The 23,449-nt window shown below is 68.7% G+C and carries 21 protein-coding genes and 2 pseudogenes; 8 read left to right on the plus strand and 15 right to left on the minus strand.

Annotation, left to right across the window (positions count from 1 at the left end):
- Positions 1 to 452: 452 nt before the first annotated feature.
- Positions 453 to 1,031, plus strand: a complete 579-nt coding sequence (locus tag OG609_RS42880) for a carboxymuconolactone decarboxylase family protein (protein ID WP_327277692.1) — start codon at positions 453 to 455, stop codon at positions 1,029 to 1,031.
- A complete protein-coding gene (locus OG609_RS42885; RefSeq protein WP_327278379.1) occupies positions 1,031 to 1,897 on the plus strand; it encodes an RNA polymerase sigma-70 factor in 867 nt (288 codons plus the stop codon). The genes OG609_RS42880 and OG609_RS42885 overlap by 1 nt, the downstream gene beginning before the upstream one ends.
- A gap of 432 nt (positions 1,898 to 2,329) precedes the next feature.
- Here the strand turns inward: OG609_RS42885 and OG609_RS42890 are convergent, their stop codons facing one another.
- Positions 2,330 to 3,187, minus strand: a complete 858-nt coding sequence (locus OG609_RS42890) for an SAM-dependent methyltransferase (RefSeq protein WP_327277693.1) — start codon at positions 3,185 to 3,187, stop codon at positions 2,330 to 2,332.
- Between the two features lie 698 nt (positions 3,188 to 3,885).
- Between OG609_RS42890 and OG609_RS42895 the strand changes: the two genes are divergently transcribed.
- Both OG609_RS42895 and OG609_RS42900 read left to right on the plus strand, forming a co-directional pair.
- A complete protein-coding gene (locus OG609_RS42895) occupies positions 3,886 to 4,347 on the plus strand; it encodes a pyridoxamine 5'-phosphate oxidase family protein (RefSeq protein WP_327277694.1) in 462 nt (153 codons plus the stop codon).
- A 655-nt stretch (positions 4,348 to 5,002) separates the two neighbouring features.
- Positions 5,003 to 5,308, plus strand: a pseudogene (locus OG609_RS42900) (NAD(P)/FAD-dependent oxidoreductase); the annotation flags it as partial.
- Between the two features lie 32 nt (positions 5,309 to 5,340).
- Here OG609_RS42900 and OG609_RS42905 read toward each other — a convergent pair.
- Positions 5,341 to 6,684 carry a hypothetical protein gene (locus OG609_RS42905; protein WP_327277695.1) on the minus strand — a complete coding sequence of 448 codons (1,344 nt, stop codon included), beginning with the start codon at positions 6,682 to 6,684 and terminating at the stop codon, positions 5,341 to 5,343.
- Positions 6,685 to 6,735: 51 nt separating this feature from the next.
- Complete coding sequence (locus tag OG609_RS42910) at positions 6,736 to 6,993, minus strand: hypothetical protein (RefSeq protein ID WP_327277696.1); 258 nt, start codon at positions 6,991 to 6,993, stop codon at positions 6,736 to 6,738.
- 240 nt (positions 6,994 to 7,233) lie between these two features.
- Between OG609_RS42910 and OG609_RS42915 the strand changes: the two are divergent.
- Both OG609_RS42915 and OG609_RS42920 read left to right on the plus strand, forming a co-directional pair.
- A pseudogene (locus OG609_RS42915) lies at positions 7,234 to 8,486 on the plus strand (Helicase associated domain protein); the annotation flags it as partial.
- A 1,086-nt stretch (positions 8,487 to 9,572) separates the two neighbouring features.
- Positions 9,573 to 10,469 carry a DUF4231 domain-containing protein gene (locus OG609_RS42920; RefSeq protein WP_327277697.1) on the plus strand — a complete coding sequence of 299 codons (897 nt, stop codon included), beginning with the start codon at positions 9,573 to 9,575 and terminating at the stop codon, positions 10,467 to 10,469.
- Between the two features lie 761 nt (positions 10,470 to 11,230).
- Here the strand turns inward: OG609_RS42920 and OG609_RS42925 are convergent.
- The 6 genes from OG609_RS42925 to OG609_RS42950 form a co-directional block, all read right to left on the minus strand.
- Positions 11,231 to 12,583, minus strand: a complete 1,353-nt coding sequence (locus OG609_RS42925; RefSeq protein ID WP_327277698.1) for an endonuclease domain-containing protein — start codon at positions 12,581 to 12,583, stop codon at positions 11,231 to 11,233.
- Positions 12,584 to 12,592: 9 nt separating this feature from the next.
- The gene (locus tag OG609_RS42930; protein WP_327277699.1) at positions 12,593 to 13,591 is read right to left on the minus strand and encodes a hypothetical protein; all 999 of its coding nucleotides are present in this window, start codon (positions 13,589 to 13,591) and stop codon (positions 12,593 to 12,595) included.
- Positions 13,561 to 13,971 carry a tyrosine-type recombinase/integrase gene (locus OG609_RS42935; protein ID WP_382908084.1) on the minus strand — a complete coding sequence of 137 codons (411 nt, stop codon included), beginning with the start codon at positions 13,969 to 13,971 and terminating at the stop codon, positions 13,561 to 13,563. Before OG609_RS42935 ends, OG609_RS42930 begins: the two co-directional genes overlap by 31 nt.
- 211 nt (positions 13,972 to 14,182) lie before the next feature.
- Positions 14,183 to 15,091: a haloalkane dehalogenase gene (locus OG609_RS42940; RefSeq protein ID WP_327278380.1), complete on the minus strand. Its 909-nt coding sequence runs from the start codon at positions 15,089 to 15,091 to the stop codon at positions 14,183 to 14,185.
- On the minus strand, positions 15,088 to 15,492 hold the full coding sequence (locus tag OG609_RS42945; protein ID WP_327277701.1) for a pyridoxamine 5'-phosphate oxidase family protein: 405 nt from the start codon (positions 15,490 to 15,492) through the stop codon (positions 15,088 to 15,090). The genes OG609_RS42940 and OG609_RS42945 overlap by 4 nt, the downstream gene beginning before the upstream one ends.
- Complete coding sequence (locus OG609_RS42950; protein WP_327277702.1) at positions 15,489 to 16,178, minus strand: NAD(P)-dependent oxidoreductase; 690 nt, start codon at positions 16,176 to 16,178, stop codon at positions 15,489 to 15,491. Before OG609_RS42950 ends, OG609_RS42945 begins: the two co-directional genes overlap by 4 nt.
- Positions 16,179 to 16,254: 76 nt before the next feature.
- Here OG609_RS42950 and OG609_RS42955 point away from each other — a divergent pair, with 76 nt between their 5' ends.
- A complete protein-coding gene (locus tag OG609_RS42955) occupies positions 16,255 to 16,911 on the plus strand; it encodes a TetR/AcrR family transcriptional regulator (RefSeq protein WP_327277703.1) in 657 nt (218 codons plus the stop codon).
- A gap of 71 nt (positions 16,912 to 16,982) precedes the next feature.
- Here the strand turns inward: OG609_RS42955 and OG609_RS42960 are convergent, their stop codons facing one another.
- From OG609_RS42960 to OG609_RS42985, 6 genes are all read right to left on the minus strand, one after another.
- Positions 16,983 to 17,213, minus strand: coding sequence for a hypothetical protein (locus OG609_RS42960; RefSeq protein ID WP_327277704.1), 231 nt, complete (start codon positions 17,211 to 17,213; stop codon positions 16,983 to 16,985).
- 449 nt (positions 17,214 to 17,662) lie between these two features.
- On the minus strand, positions 17,663 to 18,784 hold the full coding sequence (locus tag OG609_RS42965) for a PP2C family protein-serine/threonine phosphatase (protein WP_327277705.1): 1,122 nt from the start codon (positions 18,782 to 18,784) through the stop codon (positions 17,663 to 17,665).
- Positions 18,785 to 19,136: 352 nt separating this feature from the next.
- Complete coding sequence (locus OG609_RS42970; RefSeq protein ID WP_327277706.1) at positions 19,137 to 19,727, minus strand: hypothetical protein; 591 nt, start codon at positions 19,725 to 19,727, stop codon at positions 19,137 to 19,139.
- Complete coding sequence (locus OG609_RS42975; RefSeq protein ID WP_327277707.1) at positions 19,724 to 20,146, minus strand: hypothetical protein; 423 nt, start codon at positions 20,144 to 20,146, stop codon at positions 19,724 to 19,726. The genes OG609_RS42970 and OG609_RS42975 overlap by 4 nt, the downstream gene beginning before the upstream one ends.
- Positions 20,147 to 20,571: 425 nt before the next feature.
- The gene (locus OG609_RS42980) at positions 20,572 to 21,225 is read right to left on the minus strand and encodes a hypothetical protein (protein WP_327277708.1); all 654 of its coding nucleotides are present in this window, start codon (positions 21,223 to 21,225) and stop codon (positions 20,572 to 20,574) included.
- A gap of 366 nt (positions 21,226 to 21,591) precedes the next feature.
- Complete coding sequence (locus OG609_RS42985; protein ID WP_327277709.1) at positions 21,592 to 21,891, minus strand: hypothetical protein; 300 nt, start codon at positions 21,889 to 21,891, stop codon at positions 21,592 to 21,594.
- A 465-nt stretch (positions 21,892 to 22,356) separates the two neighbouring features.
- On the opposite strand from OG609_RS42985, the gene OG609_RS42990 reads away from it, so the two are divergent.
- On the plus strand, positions 22,357 to 23,400 hold the full coding sequence (locus OG609_RS42990; RefSeq protein WP_327277710.1) for a helix-turn-helix domain-containing protein: 1,044 nt from the start codon (positions 22,357 to 22,359) through the stop codon (positions 23,398 to 23,400).
- Positions 23,401 to 23,449: the final 49 nt, after the last annotated feature.

Raw genomic sequence — 23,449 nt, forward strand, 5'->3', positions numbered from 1 at the left:
AGAGGGGGTGGTGGGGGCGGCGCCTGATCGTGGACGGGGGTCAAGGGGCAGGTCCCAAGGGCCCTACTGAGCTGCACCGACCAGATTGGTCGCAACACCTGAACCGAACCACATCAACTGAGATGAGCAGCACGAGCAACGCGCATCTGACCAGATCCGCCGAGAATCCGGCTCCCGCCCTATCTCAACCGATCTGGTCGCCGCTGGTCGAGCCACTCGTCGTAAACCAGATCCGTTGAGACGGGACAACGAGGTTGGCCTCTGCCATCCAACCGAGGCGTTTGACAGCGAACCCAGCCGTTTCGGCTTCTACGACAGTGAACCTAGTCGTGCGGGATGACCAGGCACTGGAGTGCTGACGATCTATGCGTGGCGGTGGTTGTCACATTTGCGAGCCCGGCGGTGTCTCCATGCCGAACAGCAAGACAGGTAAATCTACTGAGGAGAACACCATGGCGCTCCGCGTTCCGAAGGCCGAGCTCAGCACCGAGATGAGCGAAAACATGATCAAGCAGCTCGGCGCCGTGGCCGAGCCCGTCGAGGTGGTGTGGCACAACCCCAAGGTCGCCACGTCCAACTTGGAGTTCTCGGCCAAGGTGGGCGCGTGGGACGCGGCCGACGCGAGCCTCAAGTCGTTCGCGCACATGGCCGTCGCGGCACAGGTCGGCTGCGGCTGGTGCCTCGACGTCGGCTACTTCCAGGCGCAGAACCAGAACCTGGACCTGGCCAAGGCGAGCCAGGTGCCCCGCTGGCGGGATTCGGAGGTGTTCACGCCGCTGGAGCGGGACGTCCTCGAGTACGCCGAGGCCATGACGAACACGCCGCCGACCGTCACCGACGAGCTGCACGCGAGCCTGCTCAACCGGCTCGGTGCGGCGGCGATGGTCGAGCTCACCGCGTACATCGCCTTCGTTAACATGGCGACCAGGAACAACAATGCGAACGGGATTTCGTCGCAGGGCTTCTCCGATGCCTGCGAGATTCCACTGGCCGCGCGCCCTCAGAACTCCGGCGTAGCGTCGACGTCATGATGACCGAGGATCCGTTCGTCGCCCATCGCAGGCTGCTGTTCACCGTCGCCTACGAGATGCTCGGGTCGGCGGCCGATGCGGAGGACGTGCTGCAGGAGTCCTGGCTGCGGTGGGCCGACGTCGACCACTCGCAGGTGCGCGAGCCGCGGGCGTACCTCGTCAGGACTGTCACGCGGCAAGCGCTCAACCGCCTGCGAACGCTGTCGCGCAGCCGCGAGGATTACGTGGGCGAGTGGCTGCCGGAACCGCTGCTGACCAGCCCCGATGTTGCCGAGGACATCGAACTCGCGGAGAGCGTCTCGATCGCGATGCTGACCGTCCTCGAAACGCTCGGGCCGACCGAGCGGGCGGTGTTCGTGCTCCGCGAGGTCTTCGAGATGCCGTACGGCGAGATCGCCGAGGCCATCGGGAAGTCCGCGGCCACGGTGCGGCAGATCGCGCGGCGTGCCCGCGAGCACGTGGCGGCCCGGCGGCCGCGGGTGCAGGTGAGCCGGACGGAGCAGCAGGCCGTGGTGGAGCGGTTCCTGGCCTCGTTGCGAACCGGACAGTTGCAGGAGCTGCTGGAGGTTATGGCGCCGGACGTGGTCCTGATCGCCGATGGCGGCGGGCTTGCGGCCGCCGCTCTGGCTCCGATCCACGGCGCCGAGCTGGTGGCGACGGTGCTCGCGCGCGCGAACCAGGTGGTGACCGCGTTCGAGACGATGACCGTGTGGCTCAACGGCGCGCCTGCGGGCCGGTTCGAGATCGACGGCGAGCCGACCGCGGTAAGCCTCGTGGTGGAGAACGGGCGGGTCACCCGGATCTACCTGATGAGAAATCCGCAGAAGCTGACGCGGCTCGATGAACTGGCCGAAATCACCAGGTAAGCCCGCTGCTGCTCTCGCAGCGTGAGTGTTCCGGGCGGTGGGAACCGCCCGGAACACTCACGACCGCGCAGTGGTCAGAGGTCGACGTACAGGGCGATCGATCAAGAGGTAGAAAGCGGGCCGCGCCTGCTTCCGGCTGCTACGGAAGCGCGTGCTGCTCGGTGCCGCCAGTCGTCGAAGACCGACTGGCGGCAAAGGGACGTCTACCTGACCGTCTTCACGAAAATCTTTGATGAGCCATCACGACTGGCCAGCAGCACCCCGGTGACACTCAACCCAGTCGGGCCAGGTCAGCGCGCTGCACACGACTAACTTCACTGTCAAAGGACACCCGGCCAGCCCGGGGTGGCAGCCGGCGATGGGGTGCTGTGCCGGCTGGTTTTGGCCTGGCGGCGACGGAAACCCGGGAGTCGGGGGCGGGACTGGCCGCCGTCAGGGGGACTTCACGGCGTTGACCATGGTGTATCCCATCTTGTCTCGGCACAGGGCGAGGATGTGCGGGTAGACGGTGTCGAGCTGCGCCATCGCGTCGGTGCCCACCAGCTCCGCGATCTGGGCGCGCCTTGCGGCGAACAGGCGCGGGATCAGCTCGTAGGTGGGCTTGAACTCCCGGGACATGTCGCGCGTGCCTTGGATGGCGAAGCCGGCCTCGCCGAGCATGCGGGAGTAGTCCTCGGGTCCGGCGGGGAGGCGGGAGAGGGCGAACGCGGCCTGGAAGAGCTGGACTTCCTCGGGTGTGAAGGGCACGGCTTCGAAGCAGTCCGCGAGGACGAAGCGGCCCCCGGACCGCAGCACCCGCCGAACCTCGCGGATCGCGGCGGGGCGGTCGGAGAAGTGAGCGAAGGACTCGATGGCCCACGCGGCGTCGAAGGTCTCGGAGTCCTGGGGCAGGGCCATGGCGTCCGCCTGTTCGAAGGTGACGCGGTCGGACAGTCCCGCCTTCAAGGCGCGGTCGCGGCCGGCCCGGACCTGCGCGGCGCTGACCGTCACGCCGAGCACGCTCGCGCCCGACTCGGTGCCGATCCGCACGGTGGGCCGGCCTGTGCCGCAGCCGACGTCCAGCATCCGCTGTCCTGGCAGCAGCCCGACCACGTCGATGAGGGTGCCGGTCCAGGAGTCCTGGGCCCGGGTGAGTTCCTCCCACATCTCGTCGGCCGTCAGCTCCCCCGTTTCCGTCCGCACGCCGTCGGTCCACATGCCCAGGTGCATGCTGTCGCCCATGGTCAGGCCGTACAGGCCCCCGAAGCGGTCGTACCATTCGCCGACCTCCCGGGCCGATGGATTGCTCATGTCCAACTCCTCGCTTCCGGGCGGCCCACCAGGTGGGCTGGCACCGCCGGGCCGACCCGGCCGATCGGCTCCGCTGCCCTCCACCACTTCCCCAGGACGGGCGCGCAGTGAGGTCACACGGCGGGGCGCACAGAAGCACGGATGGATCCATGCACTGAATCGCCTACATGCGGCAGGCACACTTCGTTTGCCGTCAAGATCACTTGGCAAACGATCAAGATCGCGTGTCAGAGGTCAGGAGCGCGCGGACCACCTCTACCCTCAACCTCCCAGCTCGCCTCCCAGGAGGGCGTCTGCCTGGGCAAACGGCCTCTCAGGCTCCTAGGCATCACAGACGATCCGGGCAGGCGTGCCCGGTGGTGACATTGGCTTCGCGGTGAGGTCACCGCCGGGCCCGTCCAGCGTGGCACGAGGGTCTGACAGTGAGGATGTACTCGGCATCCTCGGGGGCCTGACTCAGGGTCTGACTGACGCTTCGGCCCCAGCAGCGCATCGGCGGTGCGGGCGGCGTCGTGCTCCGTGTCGAGCAGCGAACTCTTGTAGCAGTCGATGGCGCCGGTGTGACTGAGCGCTCCGGTTGGCCACACTGGGCACCTCGGCTGGCCGCCCCGAAGCGAAGGCTGAAGGGCTTGTCGGTCGTTGGGAGTAGGACTGGCGCCCCATGTGCGCCCCGAGCCTGCTGGCTAGGGTCGGCACTCATGCAGAACACGGAATTCGTTCGTCGCCAGGTGGCGGAACGTAGGCGCGACTCTCTGGAACGGCTCGCCACAGAGCGGGACGTGTGGGTATCAACAGCTCACCCTGATCACGGGCCGCACCAGGTGCCGCTGTGGTTTTCGTGGGACGGTCGAGCGGTGTGGATGTGCACCAGCGCAACTTCCGTGACCGCGCGGAACGTCCGCAAGGAACCACGGGTGCGCCTGTCGCTGCCGGACACCTTCGATGTGGTGCTTCTGCAGGGCGAGGCGGAGTGCTTCACTGACCAGGACGTGCCCGGAGACGCAGCGGACACGTTCACCGGCAAGTTCGGGTGGGATCCGCGCACGGAGAATGGTCCCTTTCTGTACGTGCGCGTGGTGCCGAAGACTGTGCGCGCCTGGCGAGGTGAACCAGAGCTGCGCGGCAGAGTCATCATGCGCGACGGAACGTGGCTGGAGTAGCGGCCGTTATGGGTGGATGGCCTCTCCGTCCCGGTCATGGGGGCCACTTCTGAGCGCCACAGTGGCCAAGCCTCCGCATGAAGCCGCTCGATCGCGTTAACCACGTGGGGAATGGAGAACACGCAGCCCCGTAAGGCGCCGCCGCGCGCCCTTTGTCCGAGCCGTCGTCCAGGCCGCCAGGCGCCTGCAGGCCGCGCGCGAGAAACCGGCGGCGCCCAACCGCCCGAGGCGCGCCCGTACGCCCGCCCGCCCCTCCCCACCTTCCTCTTCCGGGCAGAGGGCGGCAGGGTGCGCAGAGGGGGATGTCTGGCCCCCGACCACGCCTCTAGGGGTGTGGTGACCTGTGAAAACGTCCGGCGGCCTCCTGCCGCTCGCGCCAGTCCCACTCAACACGGCCGGCCGGGCCTTGGCGGCGGACCGCGGGCGGCTGTGGCGGGCGCAACCTGGCCGTCTCCGCCACGCGCAGCAGGTGCGCACGGTCGGCGCGGCGAGCAGTTCCTGGTCCTCGCCGGATACAAGCCGGGCGAAGCAGGACGCGGCCCGCAGGAAAACGCCCGCCCAGGGCGGTACGGGGTAGGCGGCACAGCCGTCGGTGTAGCAGGCGCGGTCGCGCAAGGTGAGCGTGGCCGCGGCGCCGCCGTAGTCGCGAGGGCGTGCAGTAGCAAGTTGTTTCGAGGGCGGCAAGGTCGTCCTGGCCGACGGCAGCCGGATCGAGCCCGACGCCGTGATCGCCGCGACCGGGTATGTCCGCGCCTGGAGGGGTTCGTCGGTCACCTCGACGTCCTGGACGCCCGCGGCAGGCCGGTGCTCCACAGCGCCCGCTGCCCGCAACGCCCCCGGCCTGTACTTCACCGACTTCACCAACCCGATCAGCGGGGTGTTCCGCGAACTGACCATCGACGCCGAGAAGATCGCGAAGGCGGTGGCGCGCCGCGCGGAGAAGGCCCGCGCGGCGCGCTGAGACAAAGGTGTCTTTCGGGGCGCTGGTGGGCGCTAGTTCGCGGTGAGGACGGCCGTGTTGTTCGTCGGGTCCGGGTCGTGGCGGAACTCGCCGAACGGGGGATGGATGCTGACCTCACCTGTCGCTCCGGGCACCACCGTGTCGATCCGGAGCTTGAAGGCGAAGGAGCGCTCCGTGTTCTCCAGCACCCAGTACGGCAGCGCGCAATCGTAGCGCGGGGCGCCCGTGCGGTTCGGGTAGTAGCCGCCGGAGAGGGTTCGCGGGCCGCAGCCCTCCGGCACGCCCGTGACCGTGGTGCCAGGCGGAACGATCAGCCGGACTGCGGCGACCGGGTCCCCGGAGCTCAGGTTGCCCAGCCAGCCGGGCCCGTTGTTCCTGAAGGTGAGCGACGCGGTGACCGTCTCGCCCGCGGCGCCCGTGACCGCCCCGCCGTTCACCGAGAAGTCGGCGGTGTTGTCAGCGCCGATCTGCAGCGCCACATAGTCGTCGTAGCCCCCCAGGTCGGTCGCGCCGACTGGCTGCGCCCAGATGTCCACCCGCTCCTGCAGCGCGTGCCGGGTGAGCGCGACCCGCAGCGGCTCTGGCAGTTCGAAGGAGGCTCCCGGGGCCAGATCCTGGTCGAAGGTGCAGGTCGCGTACGACATCGGGGCGTACTCGTCCCCGCTCGACGTCGTATAGACGCAGGCGTCGTACCGGTTGAGGTACCGCACCCCGTACGAGGCCATCACCCTGATGGTGAAGCCGTGCGCGGTCTCGTTGCCGTGGTTGGTGAGCGAGAACGGGAGCGTCTGCCTGCTGCCCGGCCGGGCGTGCTCGATGTCGCCGCCGGCCGTGAGCCCGAGGTCGGGTCCCGACGCGACCGTGACCGTGGTGTCGAAGCTGTCTCGGGGGGCAATGAGCGTACCGTCCGGGCCGCCGGTGGCCGTCGCCTCGAAGGTTATGCGGCCCCGCGCCCCGACGGCCGCCCCGTCGGCCGCGCGGACCTTGAGATGCACCTCGCCGCCGGTGGTCCCGGTCACCGGCACCTCGGGCACGTCGCATACCGCGATCGCGCCGCTCGGCGTGCAGTTGTCCGGCCAGGTGATCTCGGCGACCCCGGAGATGCCGGAGGCGTCCACGGTGAGCCGGCCGTCGGTCACCGTGAAGTGGTCGTTGTCGTGGTTGAGCCTGACATCGAGCGTACGGGTCAGCGGTGTCCCGCCATCGATGCCGAGCGGCAGGGTCGGCTCGTACGGGGCAGTGATCCAGAGTTGGTCGGTCTCCGGCTCGGTCTCAGCGAACGCGGGAGCGGTGGTGAGCCCCAGGGTGACGAGTCCGGCGGCGAGCGTCGTACAGGCTCCGAGCCGAAGTGCGCGGCGGACGGAGTCAGCTCTCATGACATCTCCAGGTGAGAGGCGGTCGGGTCACGCGGCCGGCGTGGTCGTCGGTCAGCGGCCCACGCCGGGCCACATCTCCTTGACGATCAAGGGGGGTTGGGGGTTGTACGACGATGCTGACCGGTGGGCGCGCAGGACGGTCAGCCGGGTGACGGGTAGAGCGGTGATCCAGGCGGTGGCGGCTTCCCATGCGGGCTGACGGCCGGCGGGAAAGCGTCCCGGGAGCAGGGGCGGGGGCAGCAGCGTTGGCGGGGTGACGCCACCAGCGAACTCAGGGCTCGACAGAGGCAGCGTCGAGGTCCAGTTCAAGCAGGCGGCTCGTCCACGCGCCGCGGCACACCAACGACCACCGAACCTGAACCTTGCGCAGCGCAGATGACACGACCTGATCACCAACCAGCTGACTGACAAACCCGCAGGCCAGACCCTCGCTCCAGCACAGCGCCCATAATCACTGCGGCTACTTGCACACTGGGATCCCCTACCCACAGACGCACCACGAACTGATCAGCGCAGGCCAGACCACCAACTACTGATCAAAAAAGACCGCTCCTGGACATCCGCGCCCCGTCGCTGATGCTCGGGCTGTCGGAGGAGGCGCTGCGGGGCCGGCGCCTCGCTCTCCTGCAGACGGCGCTCCTGGAGCACGCGGCCGCACACAACCTCCATACGGTCATGACGTTCCACCAGCGGGTAGAGGAGGCCGAGGAGGCCCGCGCGTTCGCGGAGAAGCTACCGGAGACGGCCGCGGAGCTGTACGTCACCGAGGCGTCCGACGACGACCTGGCGAAGGCTGACCGGCTGCCGAAGTCGTCGATCGACGCGGAGCTGTACGAGCGGGAGGCCGGCCACCACGTCCCACCGGACCGGGTGTGGTCGGCGTGGCTGTGCGGCGACCACCTCGTGTCCGAGCGGCGCGAGGCGCTGCAGCAGTTCGCCAACGGCATCGACGCGGCCGGGCGCCGGGTCCACCGCGCGTTCCTCGCCTCCGTGCGGCTCCTCGGGGAGGGCGTCGACATCACTGGCGAGCGTGGGGTGGAGGCGATCTGCTTCGCGGACACCCGCGGCTCGCAGGTGGAGATCGTGCAGAACATCGGCCGGGCGCTGCTGCTGAACCGCGACGGCAGCACGAAGATCGCGCGCATCATCGTGCCGGTGTTCCTGGAGGCCGGGGAAGACCCGACGGACATGGTCGCCTCCGCGAGCTTCAAGCCGCTTGTGGCCGTGCTCCAGGGCCTGCGGCTCCCACGATGAGCGCCTGGTCGAGCAGCTCGCGTCCCGCGCCCTGTCCCGGGGCAAGCACGAGCGTAAAGTGCACGTCCAGCGTGACGAGGACGGCCGGATCGTCGGGACCGGCGGCGAGGACGGCGGCGAGGACCAGGAGCAGGACGGCACCGACGCCGCTGCCGAGTCGGCCCTGCTCCACTTCTCCAGCCCGCGCGACGCGGCGACCATCGCGGCGTTCCTGCGCACCCGGGTCTACCCCCGAGAGCCTGGTGTGGCTGGAGGGCTACCAGGCCCTGCTCCGCTGGCGGGCGGAGAACGAGATCACCGGCCTCTACGCGGTCCCGTACGACACGGAAACCGAGGTCGGCGTCACGAAGGACTTCCCGCTGGGCAGGTGGGTGCACCAGCAGCGGAAGGCGCTGCGGGCCGGGGAGCTGGAGGAGCGGCGCAAGACCCTGCTGGACGCACCGGAGGCCGGGATGGTGTGGGAGCCAGGCGAGGAGGCGTGGGAGAACAAGCTCGCCGCGCTCCGGCGTCTTCCCGGCTCCGCGCGAGTGGCGTCGCCAGCGAGTGACAACACCGTGGTTGGCTTCCTCCTGGACGAGGCCGGGCCACGCTGGCGGTCGTCTGGGATATGAGGGATGGCGGTTTCACAGCCGCAGCGCGAGGAGCTGATAGGCGGCCGAATCCCGGGAGTTGTGACCCGGGAGAAGTGGCAGCGTGTCCCGAAGCCCCATAGTGCGTCACGCTCACCCGGTCGTTCAGCAGACGGCTGAGACAAAGACAAGCAGGTGGTGGGCCCCGGTGCCGCGCGCGAACGGCCAGCTAGCCGGTCAGCGCGCAGGAGCCGCGAAGCCCACGTGGCGGCCTTCGGCTACGAGTACGAAGCGGGCCCGGTCCTCTGATCCGTCGGAGGACCGGGCCCGTGCCATGTGCCGCCCCTCCCAGGTGGTCTTCCATCTGGGAGGGACTCTCCCGCCTCGCCCATCGGTGAGGACTCAGCCGCAGAAGGACCGCATCGCGACTGCCGGTCTTCTTCTTCCCCAGGCGATACCGTGGCGACGGTGGCATAGGCGAGGCGCCCCCGGCCGACGCGCAACCGGCTGAGCACTCCCGATCCCCGGCCGCGGCCGCGCCGCCCATCCCGCCCAGCCTTTCCCTCCTCACGCCAGCCAAGGAACATGGGTAAAAGCGGCCGCAACGGGGATGTCAGCGGCCCGACACCACACCGAAACCGCATGGTGACCTGCACGGACACGGGAGCGGCCTGCCGGGCTGCGCAGTAGAAGGCGCGACCCCTGCTGCAACAGAAGGCGCAACGGAACACGCAGCCCCTGTCGCACTCCGGCTCCTGACGGGATGCGGTGCCCCAGGCGGGCTTCATGCCGCCCGCGCTGCCCCCTCGGGTGCGGGCCAGCGGCCGCAGCTCGGCACGCGCCGCCGGCGCAGCCGCGGGGCTGTGCACGGTGCGAGCGGGAGCGTGGTCGGCCCGACCACGACGGCTCGGTCGGCGCTCGCAGGCGTCCGGGCGGGCGGGCAGGTCGGTGGTGGCGAGGCCTGTATGGACCGTGTCACAGCCTCGGTGAATCATGTCCGCGGCGGCCAACTGCCGCGTGATACTCCCGAAATCATCCGATGTGACATGGGAATCAGGAGCAGAGTTGGTAGACACTCCACGCGCCACCCTCTTATCCAACGCTGAGATCCGGAAGCTGCAGATCGGCGTCCGGCAGGACGAGCGTGATCTTGAGTGGAAGAAGAGGCGTACACGGCGCTTCCGAACAGCGCTGATCCTGACAGTCTTGATCGTGCCGGGCCTCGTAGCGTGGTCGACAGCTTATTCCGATCACCACAGGTGGCTCGTCTCTGGCAACGCTGTCTTGGGTTCGGTACTTGCGGTCTCGGCGCTGTACCTGTTCATCACGTCTGTCGATCATTTATGGAAGACGGACAAGCTGGACTGGTTTTGGACGCACAGCGGGGCGATCCCAGATCGGTACAAATGCAGCGTGGCAGAGTTGCAAGATCGGCTAGAGACCGACCGGGCTTCTCTGCGGCGGGCGAGTGCGCTGGCGCCGGTCGCGCTGCACGAGCGCAGGGGGCTGTACCGGGAGGAAGTAGCCGAGGTCATCGAGCATTATCAGGTGGAGAGCCGTAAGTACCGACGGGTCCATAACAGTCTCCAGTCCTTGGTCATGGTGGGTTCGACAACGATCACCACCGTTGCGGCGCTGGATGCGAAGCAGTGGACCTGGCAGACGATCTCAGTGATCGTCCTCGGGTTCTGTGTGACTCTCGCAAGTACGTTCACCGGGTACTACAAGTACCGCGAGCGCAGCTACTTTCTGCAGCAGACTGCGGACGCCATCGAGGAGGAGAGCAACGCGCTCTCGTTGGGGGTCGGCGAGTACAGCCTGTTCAGCTCGGACCAGGAGGATCAGGCCCTGGCCAAGTTCACCCAGAGAGTCGAGGTACTGCGTAACGAGCAGCGGCGACGTCAGCAGCAGCTCGACCAGCCGGCCGAGCACGCGGCTGCGCAGAATCCTTCTGGCATCTGACCAATTCCAGGAAGGCTGACGTCTGCCGCTCCCCGGCGTCACCGTGGGGTCCTTGTACCGGCAGCAGCACAACGGCACACGGGGTAAGCCGTCACATCACCGGCGGCGACGCCTGGGCGGGCATCTTCCTCTCGTGCGCGAGGCTTGGCCAAGGTTGAGCCTCCAGGTGCCCGTGCCGCGCTGGGACGCCGCGCTAGGACGGCTCTCCCCCGCCCGCCGCGTCCCAACCGTCCAGGAAGGCGGTGAGGGCGCGGCGTTGCTCTTGTTCACGGGCGACCTGCCGGGCGGTCGACGTACGGGGCGACGGCGGCGAGGAGCAGTCGCTGGAGTTCGGCCGGCTCCAGCGCCTCCACCTCCCATTGCACGGGGTGGCGCAGGTCGAAACCGTAGCGGTCGGCAAAGGCCGGCCACCGAGGATCGCCGCGCTTGCCCTTGGTCGCGGGCAGCTCGTAGGCGCGCGCCTGGTCGTAGGTCAGCAGTACTGGTGAAGAGGCAGTGTTCCGACCCTGCGCTATTCCTCTCCTTCTTGCACCCGGCAGCGGCCCTGGTCTCGGATCTTCGGGGTGGAGTGCCAGGGTTTGCCTGGCGGCGGCATCCCCGTGGCGGGCTGCTGGGGGGATGGACGAGACGCTGTTGAAGCGGCTGGACGAGGCGTTGCAGACCCAACTCTGCTGCGTATTTCGCTGGGGCGTGCGGGGTGAGCGTGTCGGGGGCCAGCAGCTGCGAGGTGACGTTGGGGTGTCAGGTCTCCTGGCGCTCGCTCAGAACAGTGTTAGGCCCTCGCCGCTGGTGTCCGCGATGACTGGCCGGAACTGGGCAGGGAGGCCGTCCAAGCGGTCAGGACCGGCTGCGGCGGCCACGGCAGGGGCCGTCTCGGCCAACCAGACGCGAAACCGCTCGGCGGCTTCGCGGTAGGGGACTCGCGCCAGGACACGGTGCTCGCCGGAGGGGCAGAAGTCGACGGCGACCGTGAGCAGGCAGGAACGGGGCGCGTTCTGACTGCCTGTCCAGGACACGCGCAGGACACCGCAGGGCTTGCGCCCGCGGGGGGCGCGGTGGGTCGGGCGCAGCGATCGGCAGGCTATGTGGGCGGTCCATGCGGCGAGGTGCGGCACGGGCAGGGTGGTGCGTGCGCGGCAGCCGGGGCAGCGGTGCCAGTGGCGGAGCCAGTCGTCGGTGTCGGTGTGGAAGAGACGTGTGTAGCGGTTCGCCACGCGGATGTCGTTGCTGTACAGGTGGTCGGGGCGTTCCTGTGTGTTGCAGGACTGGCAGACGGGGGCGCGGACGTAGCCATGTTCGTGGCAGTGGTCGAGCACGGTGGCGGGCGCAGTGCGGCAGACGGCGCACGCCCACCCAGCCACCCTGCGGGAGGTACCGGGCTTCCTGCTGAGCACCGAGTACAGCTGGCCTTCCAGCTCTTTGTTGTACGGGCGCAGTGAGGCGGTGGGGCCCTCGGGGCTCGTCGTCTGCCGACCGCCGGCGTCTCGGGCCTGCCGGGGGTAGGAGGGCGGCTCGGTGACGGCTGCGCCTGCCTGGCGGGTCCGCGCGGCTTGCACCCACTGCGTTTCGGCGTGCTCGGCCGCATCCAGCAGCCTGACCACAGCGCGCGGCAGCCACCACGTCCGCTGCGTCCCGTCGCGGGTCTGCTCCACAAGTATCTGTCGCCAGTCGATCCCCGCCAGATGGTACGGCCGGCCGACTTCACGTCGTGCTGCCCGCTCGGGGCCGCCCAGCTCCTGCAGTTCCCCCGTGATGCGCTGGCGCCAACGCAGCGGCGTTTCCTCGTTGCACTCCTGCCTCGGCGCCCCACGAAACGGACCGATGCGGACCAGGTCCTGCCGATCCATCCCAACCGCGTTCAGTTCCGCGGCCGCCCGGCGCACCTCAACCTCCGGAACACTCCACTGACCGCCGCTCGCCCTCACCGTCGCCACCACATGGCCGCCGAGCAGGACGTACCCCACCCGGGCATGGGCAGGAGAGCAGGTGAATGCCCCAGAAGCCGTCGGCACAGCACTGTCGGCCGTCAGATCAACCCACAGAGCGTCCGCGGCACCCAGGGTGATCAGGCCGTCCGTGCGACCGGGCATGACACGCTCGACACGCTCTGACATACCGACAGGCTAGCGGCCTGCAACGCGGCAACGGATCCCAAGCTCCTCGGTCAGCCGGGCGATGAGGACGGGCGGGTCGTCGGGGCCGGCGGCGAGGGCGACGGCAAGGACCAGGAGCAGGACGACACCGACGCCGCCGCCGAGTCCGCGCTGCTCCATTTCTCCTCCCCCAGGGACGCCGCCAGTGAGGCAACCACGCCGTAGGAGGTCTTGTACGTTGATGGCGCGTCGCTCAGAGAACTCCGAGTGCTGGGGCAGCCGTTCGTCGTCGCGCGCATTGCGTCGGGCGTTCACAGCCCCAGCCCAGCATCCGGCCGGCGGCGCGCGGTGGCCAGGCGCAGCGGTGCCGCGGGCAACCCGCTGCCCGCGGCGCCGGTAGTCGTCGAGGAATGCGTGCAGCGCCACCACCGGGTCGGGGCCCGCCGGTGGGCGGGCGTCGATGGTGTCGTTCTCGGCGCGGGCGGCGAGGACATCGTCGGCGAAGTCGTCGACCCAACGCAGCGCCCAGGTCAGCAGGGGCCCGAGGACCTGCTCGGGGATGCGGTCGGTGAGGTTCTTCCCGGTGCGCTGGGAGTGGGCTCGCACCCATGCCTGCCAGACAGTGCGCCGCAGCGGATCCTGCGCAAGGCGGTCGGGAAGCCGGGTGCGGTAGGCCCACAGCATGCGCACGGCGCGGCGGTGGCCCTTGGTGGCGCCGACCGACAGCCGCAGCCCGACCACGTGCCGGTGGTAGTCGTCCAGGTCCTCACCGGTGATCTGCGCCTGCGTGCGGCCGTGGCGATTCGCCCACAACAGGAAGCGGCGCACGCAGCCGTAGTAGGTGCGGATGCTGCTGATCAAGATCGGCAGCTCGCCGGGCGGGGTGTTCTGAGTGAGCAAGGCGTAGAACAGCCGCTTGGCGGTATCGCGCAGCGACGGTGGCACCAGGATGAAGTCCAGATTGAGCGGCATGTGGTCGACGCGCAGCCACGCCGGTGTCAGCACCCAGGCGTGGTCGTTGAAGACCATGGTCTCTTCGCCGTAGCGACAGGTGTGGTCGAGGGCTTCTTCGGTGAAGGTGAGCTCACCGTTGACGGGCTCTTCTTCTTTCGGGTCCTCGACCAGGCGACCTGCGGATTCTCGCCCGCCTGATGCAATTCCCGAGGGTTGACGTAGATCATCGTGGTGTGCAGCCATTCGTGGCCGAGGAGCTCTTGCAGGGCCACGATGTCCGTCCCGCTCTGGTAGAGATCAGAGGCCGCGAAGTGTCGCAGGACGTGGGGCGTGAGGCGGCTCGCGTAGCCGGGCAGGTGCTCGGCGGCCATGCTGACGAGCGCCTTCCTGAGCGTGTCGTCGCCGACGCGCCGGCTGCTGGCGTCCGATGTCCGTCCCGTCGGGCGGGAGGCCATCACCAGATCTTTACCGCTGCGCCCGCCAGGCGGGCCGTCGCGTCAGCACCCGACGGTAAGCCGCCGCCATGTGCACCCTCCCGCTCATGAACATCACCCGAACCGGAATGCCCTGCGCACGATCTACCGGCCCGTCGGTGACGTCCGGCCAACCGCAGATGTCCTCGCGGTCGCGGGCGGCGCGGATCGGCACCGCCGTGATCGAGGACGCCTACTGGCGTGCCAGCCCGTGGTGGTCGGCCCAGGCGTTGATCGCCGCGGCCAACTCCTCGGGGCGGTCCTCCGGGGAGTGGTGGCCGGCCAGGCCGTGGCGGGAGACCTCCAGGCCCGCGATGTTCTCCTCGCACCAGGCCACGGTCCCCTGGTCGGTCATCGCGCCCGGTCCCGGCTCGAACGCGGCAAGCAGTTTGGGGACTTCGGGGCTGGTGGCCAGCCAGGCGTCGTACTGCTCGATGCGGGCCACGACGTCGGCGGGCTCAGCGTCCAGCGGCATCATGCGCGTCCATGCCAGTACCGGGCGGCGGCTGTGCGGGGTCGGGAAGGGGCGGCGATAGACCTCCAGGTCGGCAGGGTCGAGCGGGGTGGCGAGTGTGTCCGGGAGCCCCTCGATGAACAGCGACTTCTCCAGGATCATCTCCTCGCCCACCCCGGGGGTGCGTAGCAGGGTGAACAACTTCCGCCCGGCTGCCGGAAATTCGTCGTCGACCAGCGGCTTGATGATGGTCTCGGTGAAGGCGAGGCCGCGGACCGTGCCCGGGAGTCGGGCGGCGCGGTCGAAGGCGAGCGCGCCGCCCCAGTCGTGGCCGACGAGGACGGCCTCGGTAAGGCCGAGGGCATCGAACCACGCGTCGAGGTAGCGGGCGTGGTCGTCGAAGGAGTAGGCGAGGTCGGGCTTGCCGGAGTCGCCCATGCCGATGAGGTCGGGGGCCAGAAGGCGGCGGCCGGGCGCGGCCACCCCCGGCAGGACGTTCCGCCACAGGTGGGAGGAGGTGGGGTTGCCGTGGAGGAAGACGAAGGGCAGCCCGTCGGGGTCGCCGGACTCGCGGTAGTAGAGGGCGGAATCGAGGACGGGGAGGGTGGGCATGGCGGTGTCACTTCGCTTTCGATACGGGGGATTCAGAGGTTGAGGCTCAGGACGCGGTCGACGGCGATCTCGACGACGACCAGGTCCAGCGGGGCGGGCGGGTCCGCGCGGTAGCGGACGGTGTAGCGGCGGACCGCCTCGGCCAGGCGCGCGGGGGCATCGGTGACGGCGGCCCGGCCTTCGAGTGTGATCCAGCGGAAGCCGTCCGCCTGACAGAGCGCGACACGGGCCGCCGGGCCGCCCGCCTCCACGTTCCGGGCCTTGCGGGCCCCCACCCGGGTGGTCACCCGGACCAGGCCGGTGGCGGCGTCGAAGGTGAAGCGGACGGGGGTGACGTGCGGGGTGCCGTCGGGCCGGAGGGTGGTGAGGGTGGCCGTGTGCGGGAGGGTGAGGAACGCTCGTGCGGCGACCGGGAGTTGAAAGGTCGGGCGGCTCACTTCTTCTTCACGCCCTCCCAGATCAGCTTGGCGATGTTCGGCTTCATGGACGTGGTGATGACGCCCATGGCCGTACGGACATACCGCCGCTCCGCCAATTCGCGCAGCATGCTCGCGGCGAGGTCGGCACGGGCGGTGAAGACGCCGTCGGCGCTGGTCTCGGCGGTGTGGTAGTCCGTGACGACGAGGTGCTCGAAGAGGCCCGAGGGCCGGACGGAGGTCCAGTCGAGGCCCGTCTGACGGATCACGGCCTCCATGCGGCGCATGTCCTCGTGAAGGGTGCGGCCGAGACGTCGGTTCACCAGCGGGTCGAGCACATGATTGAAGAAGTGCGCGCCGGTAGGGCGCCAGTTCGGGTCGGCGATGCTGGAGCTGACGGCGAGCAGCCGCTTGATGCCGTGGCGGGCCATGGCCCTGGTGATGACGGTGGCGCTCGCCGAGTACGTGGTGATGGTCTCCTTGCTGAAGCGCGCGCCCAGCGCGGAGAGGACGGCGTCCGTCCCGCCGATCGCGGCATCGACAGCCGCCGGGTCGGTGGCGGCGGCGACGGCCACGGCAAGGCCGGGCCGCGCGGGCAGGGAGCCGGGTCTGCGGGTCACAGCGACGACCTCGTGGCCGGCGGCGAGGGCCTGGTCGGTGAGGCGGCGGCCGGTCAGTCCGTTGGCACCGAAGACTGCGATACGCATGGTGTCGGGTCATCCCTTCGTACGGTTACCGGAACGCCCTTGACTGTGCTGCTCACCAAACGCAGGCTCAACGCTGATGAATAACGCCGCCCCTGCCCCCACCCGCACCCGAGGCCGCCCCCGCGGCAACCCGCCGACCCGCGAGTCGATCGTCTCGGCGGCCCGTTCGCTGTTCCTGGAGCACGGCTACCGGAGCACCACCCTGCGCGCGGTGGCCGGGGCCGCCGGGGTCGACCCGGCGCTGATCGCGTACCACTTCGGCTCGAAGAAGGGCCTGTTCGCGGACGTGATGCAGTTCCAGTGCGCCAATGCGCTGGCGGTGGACGACGTCCTCGGCGGTGACCCGGCCACCCTCCCCGACCGCCTGATCGACGCGGTGACCGACCTGTGGGAGGACGCCGACTTCCAGCAGCTCACCACCCAGAGCGACGAGGCCGCCGAGGTGATCCGCGAATACCTGGAACGCGAGCTGCTGGCCCGGCTTGTTGAATTTCTCGGCGGCCGGGACGCGACCGCCCGCGCCACGGCCGTGGTGACGATCCTCGGCGGCCTCATCTACACCCGCTACCTCAACCCCCTCCCCACCCCCGCCGCCCTCACCCCGTCCGAGATCCGTCACAGCCTCACCCCGGCGCTGCGCGCGGCACTGGCCCCGAGGCCGCGCGCGGCGGCACCCACCAGAGCCGGCCGTCAGGGCTCGCCGACCTCGGGCGGAGGCGCCGTTCGGCCTTGACCGCCTCAGCGCCTCCAGTGCGGCGTAGCCCGAAGACCGGGGCGTCTTCCGGGAATCCCGGTGAATCCCATTCAGCCAGGAGCCGTAGGTCGGCAGGAAGCCAGCTCGATGTCGTCGTCAGCAGCCCAGGCGCGGACCTTGGCGTGCTTGTGCGGGGAGAAGTTGTCCAGCACCACGTACAGCGTCTCTCCAGGCCGGCGGGTGCGCAGCGCCTTGAGGAGGCCGAGGAACTCCCGCCACCGCTCGCGCGGGCGGATGCGGCAGTACAGCTTGCCGGTGGCCAGATCGAAGGCGGCGAGCATGTGCCGCACGCCGCCGTAGCGGTTGTAGGTTCGTCGAGCAGCTGTCAGGGCTGACTCGGAGGTACAGCCGGTGGACTGAACGCCTGCGCTCGACGCCGGCGGTCGGTCTCGCGCTCGCGGGCCGGGGCCGGCGCCCGGATGGCCCTCGTTTTCTGGGTGTCCGCCAGCCGCAGCACCCGGCTGCGGCTGGTCCACGCATTGCCCGACCCACAGACACCACCCCCATAGGTGGTTGGGGTCGATGAGCACGCCACCGCAAGGGCCGCCACTACGGCACCATTCTGGTGGACGCGGAAACCCGCTGTCCCGTCTATCTGCTGCCCGGCCGGAAGGCATCGGCGGCCTGACCACCACACCAAGGGTGTCCGTCAAAGCGGGACAAGCTCAGCTCCGACCCTGCTTGCCATCCGAGGGCGGCCGGGCCCTTGCGTGTACGTGCGCTGTGTCGCTCAGCGGTGCGGTGACCGTCGGACAGACAGGACCGCGACGTCGTCGTGCTGGCCGCCCTCTCCGGCGAAAGCACGCGCGTCGTCGTAGAGGGCGCGCGGCAGTTCGGTGGGAGAGAGCGACGCGCGCTCGGTGAGGCGTTCGGTGACGGGGTAGAACGCGCCGTCGGCGGCGCGGGTCTCGGTGAGCCCATCGGTGGTCAGCAGCAACGTCGCGCCGGGCGGGAAGGCGAACCAGTCGACGGTCGCGGGTTCGGCTGTGAGTTCGGCGAGACCGAGGGGGACGCCGGAGTCGAGGGCCGGTGTGATGACGGTGGCGTCGTGCAGCAGCTGCGGCGGAATGTGCCCGCAGTTGATGACTTGTACCTCGTCGTGCGCGTCGACGTTGACGATGAGCGCTGTGACGAACCGTTCGTCGTCGCCGGTCTGTGCAGCATAGGAGTTGTGCCGTACGACAGAGGCATCGAGGGCATCGACGAGCGCGGTCAGGGTGGGCTCCCGGTGGGCCGCTTCACGGAAGGCGCCGATGACGGCGAACGCGGCACCGACCGCGGGCAGGCCCTTGCCCTGGACATCGCCGATCAGAACCCGGGACCCCCACGGAGAGACGACGACGTCGTAGATGTCGCCACCGACGAGCCGGTCCTCCTGCACAGGCTCGTACACGCCCTCGACCAGGACGTCGTCGGTGAGCATAGGCAGAGGGCGCAGGATGTGGCGCTGCATCGCTGCGGCGGTGGAGCGTAGCCGCAGCATCTCGTGCTCGCGGTGGATACGACGGTGGCAGGCGTAGACGGAGGCCGCGCCGAGGGCGAGGGTGAGCAGCACCATCAGGATCGTGTTGAGCCACGAACGCCCGTCACCTTGACTTACCAGCACGGTGACGGTGACCACGAGCGTGGTCCACGCAGACACAAACTTCGTCTGGCGTACGGTACACAGCGCCGACGCCGTCCCCGGCAGGAACACAAGCAGCCCCAGAAGCCATACCGGGGATCCGGACAGGGCACCGAGGGCCATCACCAGGACTGTCACTGACACCACGCCGATCACGACTTCGGCGTTGCGCGGTGGTTCGATGGCCTCGAAGTGACGCGTGAATCTCTTCGGGTGAGTACGGGGCACGGAACCTCCCGGGCAAGTGACGTGCTTCCCGTACGTTAGGCGGGCTCCGCCGCGGGCGAGGCGCGCCCCGCCGGACGATGTCCTCTGTGCGGTGAGCACCACTGTGTGCGGGGCACCGCCCTGGCACTCCCTTGGCCCGGTCGAGCTCGATGCCGCTGGGCGACACCCACCTCTCGGTCGCTCTCACGTCTTTGTCTTTGACCCGCCCCGATGCCGACGGCGGACGGCTCCGGCCGACGCCGCAGAGTGCCGTCCACCTCATCGACATCCCGGCCCGCCGCCAGGCGTTCGCCCCTCCCGAGCTGCCCGGGAAACGCTGCTCTTCGTCATCGACCGAGCCAGGGCCGGGATGTCAGTACACGTCGATACTGGCCTTGGCTCTGCAATAGTCCAGCAGGGCTTGGGCAGAGCTCTGACTCTGCACGGCATAGCGCTGTACGGCGGTCTTGTCGTTTCGTTCAACAGCATCGGCGTAGCCGGAGGTATCGGCCGACTGGGACTTGAGCAGTTTGGCGAGCTTCGAATCGCTGGTGGCACCAGCGGCTTCGTCGACCTGGTGAGCGAAGGCCCTGCGGGTGCCATTGCTGTCCTTGCCCAAGCCGTGGATGCTGTAGCTGGCTGCCAGTTGGCCATAGGCATTCCTTGTTTGACCGCACACGGTGACGATCGAGTTCTGCCTCTCCTTCTCCTGGTTCTCGTGCCACAACCACCAGCTGGGGAGCCCAAGGAGAAAGGCCAGAACGACTACGGTCGAGACGAACGAATCCACCTTGCCGCCGCTCTTGGCCCAGGGCAGTGCTCCAAGCCTCAGTCTGCGCACTGCCGTGTGGAAGTGGTTGTGCTGGACGCTGTGAGCACCGGTCTGAACCGCGGTCGGCCCGTGAAACTCGGCCCGCTCCGCTTCGTCGCGGCCGGGCACACCACCAGTGCTGTCGTCGCTCACGAGCCGAAGTGGTTGTGCTGGACGCTGTGAGCACCGGTCTGGAGCGCAGTGGGCCCGTGAAAGGTGTTGCCTGTGACAGTGTCTCCGCCACGGCCCAGCGCTGAGGGCTGTTCGGCCAGTGCCTGGAGTGCGGTAATCGCCCGCTCGCGTTCGACGCCTTCCAGCTGTTCAAGGAACTCCGCGAGATCGGCCTGCCAAGCGGCCGCCTGAAGGGACCTTTGGAGCGCCCCGCCCTCAGTTGTCACCGCGTTAGCGGTACGGTCCAGCCTCCGGAGTTGGTGGCGCTCGCGCTCCGGGTCTCCCTTGGCCAGCAGGCGCGCCACGGCCCCGCGCACCCCGGCCCACGTATCCGTACCCGCCGCCTGCACCACGGCAGCGCCACCAGCCGCAGCCAGTGCCGTCAACGCCTCCGAGAGCATCCCCAGACCCCCTTCGCACAACCCCACCGGACGAACAGAACAGTAGCCCCGGCCATCCGCCCCCCCCCACTGCAGAGTTCCGCGATCAGGCGCGCGTACACGGACACCATCATGGAGCGCTGATCCCCGCAGATTTGCCCCGCTCGCCCGCACCCTCAGCGGCCTCCAGGCTTTGACGGGCCGTCGTCGCACACCGTGGTCCGCCAAGCCGTGATGTCCGCACCGCCCCCACCGCGTCGCCTGCCCCTCCGAGTACGCGCGCCGACTGCTCGCGGCCGAAGGCTCGGTCGGCACGGAGCGGCGGCTGCTCAACATCGCGCCGCGGGACTGCAAGGCCGGTTTCCACCGACTGTGGCCGCCGCGCCCTGGGCCGGTCGGCGCCGGCTGTCGCTTCTGACATCAAATGCGCCAGTACCAGTGCCGTATTACGCGTCAGGTGTCATCGGATACGTATCCCCGTCGATCCACAGCTTGTCGTCGTCAGTGACGAAAAGGAAAAGGCCGATTCCGGGCGGCGGATTACGCAGATAGGCGACGGCGGACTCGGTGAGCCGGACCCTGCCGTCCCCGAGGTGGGTGATCCCCGCCGGTTCTGTGTGTCCGGCGAGCCACTCTGCCCGCTCCATACCCACGACCGTGCTGTACGACCGCTCCGAACTGCGCAGGAGGTCGTCGTACCGGGCGAAGGTCAGGACGGTGTCCAGTGCTTCCTCGAACGTCTGCGGCCCCAGGAACTCCCTGTTCCTGAAGGTGCCGTCGCACGGTACCCGGGCATAGGAGAGCCACGTGGATCCCGAGGACACGACGTGACCGACCGGGAAGCCGTCCGGAGAGCCTTCGCCCAGGCGCACGGACACCTTCTGCTCGCCGCGAGGATCGAAGGGCTCCTGGAAGAGGAAGAGGCGGCGCACCTTCAGCCGCTCCTTGAGGTCCGGGTCGATGCGGTCTATGTCCATGGGTTCCTCCTCCACGGCCAGCAGTGCCTCCGTGGAGCGGATGAAGTCGATGTTCACCGACGCGAGGAAGGGGGCAACCCTGACGCACTGCCAACCGGTCGGCTCTATTTGAGCGACGATCAAGTCGACCTCCTTGCGGATCTTCCTCATGGACAGGGCGCGGGTATCGATGTCGAAGCTGACGCTGAACGTCTGCTCACCCTGGTCAAAGGCGACCCTGGCGCCTGAAACCAGCCTCTGTATCCGCCAAGCGTGTAGAAGGCCCATTCTCTCTCCCCCGATCTGATAGGCCTCCGACGGCTCGCAAGCCTGCTCAACTATCGCGTGAAAGCACGATTCGCGAGAGCACGGCAGCCCGCCGGGCGTCGGTGCTGGTGATACAACGCCGCCCGTTATCGTACTCTTCGACCAATATTGATGTTCCGGGCTTTTGTGCCGCCCTTTACCAGGGTTCGGTTGGATGTGCGCCTGCTTCAGCAGGTCGGGAGATCAGCACGCGGACACCATCTCAGGCGTCACTTCGCCATCGTCGCTCATGATCGATGTGCTTGCGTCGATATACCCTGAGCCGCCGTCGTAGGAGATCTTGTACGTGGCGCCGTAGCCGTAGCCACTGGCATCGGTCTTGCCTGGCTCGTAGCAGTCGACTGTGATCGGTGTCAGCGTCGTGAGCTGCTGTTCTGGCTGCGAGCCGATAGGGTTCGCGTTCGGCCAGACGGCGACACTGTCGTAGTTCGCGATCTTTCCATCGATTCCGCCGCATCCCGAAAGTGTCAGCAGCGCGAGCACAGCACCTCCCACTGACACCACGGCCCTTTTCCTGTTACCCACTCGTTTCCCCCGTGTCTTCGGAAACGCCGTAATCCTCAGGACAACCGGCGATTATCGGCGCTGGCCGGTGGTCACAAGACCGCATAGTGCCTGCGCCGCCGGCCAGATCATTTGCATGCAGCCCAAGGGGATTCATGCCCTGGCCCGCCGTACCTCGAACGGGGCCAAGCCCTGTCCATGGGTTCCTCCCTCGGATGGGACGGTTGCGGGGCTGCCCCACCTCAGTCGGGCGGGGACCCGCCCCGCCTTGCCTTGCCCTGGCGCACAGCGGATCCTGTGACTGACTGTAGGACTGGATCGCGCGCCAGGAATTGCGCGTGCGCGTAAGGAAGTTGTCGCTGTGCGCAACGCTTGATGCCATGAGTGCGAGACCCGACTCTGGATATGCACACTACGAGAAGGCTGCGGTGAAGGGTGTCTTCGATGGCCTTGGAAACCTACGTTGTGGATACGTTGACAACCCGTGACGTGACGTTGCGTGAACGCACTGACTTCTGGAGCGAGCACGTGACGTCGTATCAAAGCCGGATGGGCTACATGTACCCGCGCACCGACAACTTTCATGCGGGGACGATCCGCCAGTGCACTGACGCCTATCAGCTCGTCATGTTCTGGTCGGACACGATCAAGTACACCCGGACCGCGGGCCAGGCGCGGCGCGACCCGGACGAGGACTACCGCTTGCTGCTACCGGTCGCCGGGGAAATGGTGCTGCGGCAGGATGACCGGGAGGTACGGCTGGTGCCGGGGGCCGGGTGCCTGATCTCGTTCGCCACACCGTTCGAGATCCTGCAGGAAGCCTCCATGCGGGCGCTCATCATGTCGATCGCCGCTCAGGAGGTGAACGGGCGATTGAATCGGTCGTCGCCGCTCACTGCAGGCCTCGACTTGACCTCCGGCCTCGGCCGGGTGGTGGGCGGCATGCTGACCGGTCTGCATGAGGAGCGCGACACCCTCACCAGCGGCCAGTTCGACGCGGTGTCGGACCGGCTGGTCGAGCTGCTGTGCATGCTCGCCGCAGGCGAAGACCGCCCCACCGCCCCGGGCCATCTGGCCGATGTGGAGACGGTGGTCCGCCGGTACATCCGCGAGCATGCGGCCGACCCTGATATGACCGGCGTCACCGTGGCGCAGGCGCTGGGTTGGTCGCTGCGCCAGGTGCAGCTGGCCCTGCAGCATGCCGGGACGACCCCCCGCGAACTGATCCGCGAGGAGCGGCTGCGGTTGGTACGAGACCGGCTGCGGGCACCCGCGTACCGGCATATGACGATCACCGAGCTGGCGTATGCCTCGGGATTCTCCTCCTCGAGCGCGCTCAGCACGGCATTCCGGCAGCGCTTCGGGGTATGCCCCCGCGAGATGCGGCACGCGGGCCCCAGTCCGTCGGCGATACGCGCCGGAATTGCTCGCACCGAAAGCCGGCCGGACCACAGGCAAGCGAGCGGCCAGCAAGACGGGCTCGCGTGAGCGCGGCCTCGCCCAGCGCTCGCCTGAGGTGACCCCCGGAGTGTGGACA

The sequence above is a fragment of the Streptomyces sp. NBC_01224 genome, from assembly GCF_036002945.1.
Classification (GTDB): domain Bacteria; phylum Actinomycetota; class Actinomycetes; order Streptomycetales; family Streptomycetaceae; genus Streptomyces.

Bases quoted from the DNA above. Each gene is read 5' to 3' on its own strand.
- OG609_RS42880 (WP_327277692.1), top strand. From the start codon at position 453: ATGGCGCTCCGCGTTCCGAAGGCCGAGCTCAGCACCGAGATGAGCGAA.
- OG609_RS42885 (WP_327278379.1), top strand. From the start codon at position 1,031: ATGACCGAGGATCCGTTCGTCGCCCATCGCAGGCTGCTGTTCACCGTC.
- OG609_RS42890 (WP_327277693.1), bottom strand. From the start codon at position 3,187: ATGAGCAATCCATCGGCCCGGGAGGTCGGCGAATGGTACGACCGCTTC.
- OG609_RS42895 (WP_327277694.1), top strand. From the start codon at position 3,886: ATGCAGAACACGGAATTCGTTCGTCGCCAGGTGGCGGAACGTAGGCGC.
- OG609_RS42905 (WP_327277695.1), bottom strand. From the start codon at position 6,684: ATGAGAGCTGACTCCGTCCGCCGCGCACTTCGGCTCGGAGCCTGTACG.
- OG609_RS42925 (WP_327277698.1), bottom strand. From the start codon at position 12,583: ATGTCAGAGCGTGTCGAGCGTGTCATGCCCGGTCGCACGGACGGCCTG.
- OG609_RS42930 (WP_327277699.1), bottom strand. From the start codon at position 13,591: ATGGTCTTCAACGACCACGCCTGGGTGCTGACACCGGCGTGGCTGCGC.
- OG609_RS42935 (WP_382908084.1), bottom strand. From the start codon at position 13,971: ATGGCCTCCCGCCCGACGGGACGGACATCGGACGCCAGCAGCCGGCGC.
- OG609_RS42950 (WP_327277702.1), bottom strand. From the start codon at position 16,178: ATGCGTATCGCAGTCTTCGGTGCCAACGGACTGACCGGCCGCCGCCTC.
- OG609_RS42955 (WP_327277703.1), top strand. From the start codon at position 16,255: ATGAATAACGCCGCCCCTGCCCCCACCCGCACCCGAGGCCGCCCCCGC.
- OG609_RS42960 (WP_327277704.1), bottom strand. From the start codon at position 17,213: ATGCTCGCCGCCTTCGATCTGGCCACCGGCAAGCTGTACTGCCGCATC.
- OG609_RS42975 (WP_327277707.1), bottom strand. From the start codon at position 20,146: ATGCTCTCGGAGGCGTTGACGGCACTGGCTGCGGCTGGTGGCGCTGCC.
- OG609_RS42990 (WP_327277710.1), top strand. From the start codon at position 22,357: ATGGCCTTGGAAACCTACGTTGTGGATACGTTGACAACCCGTGACGTG.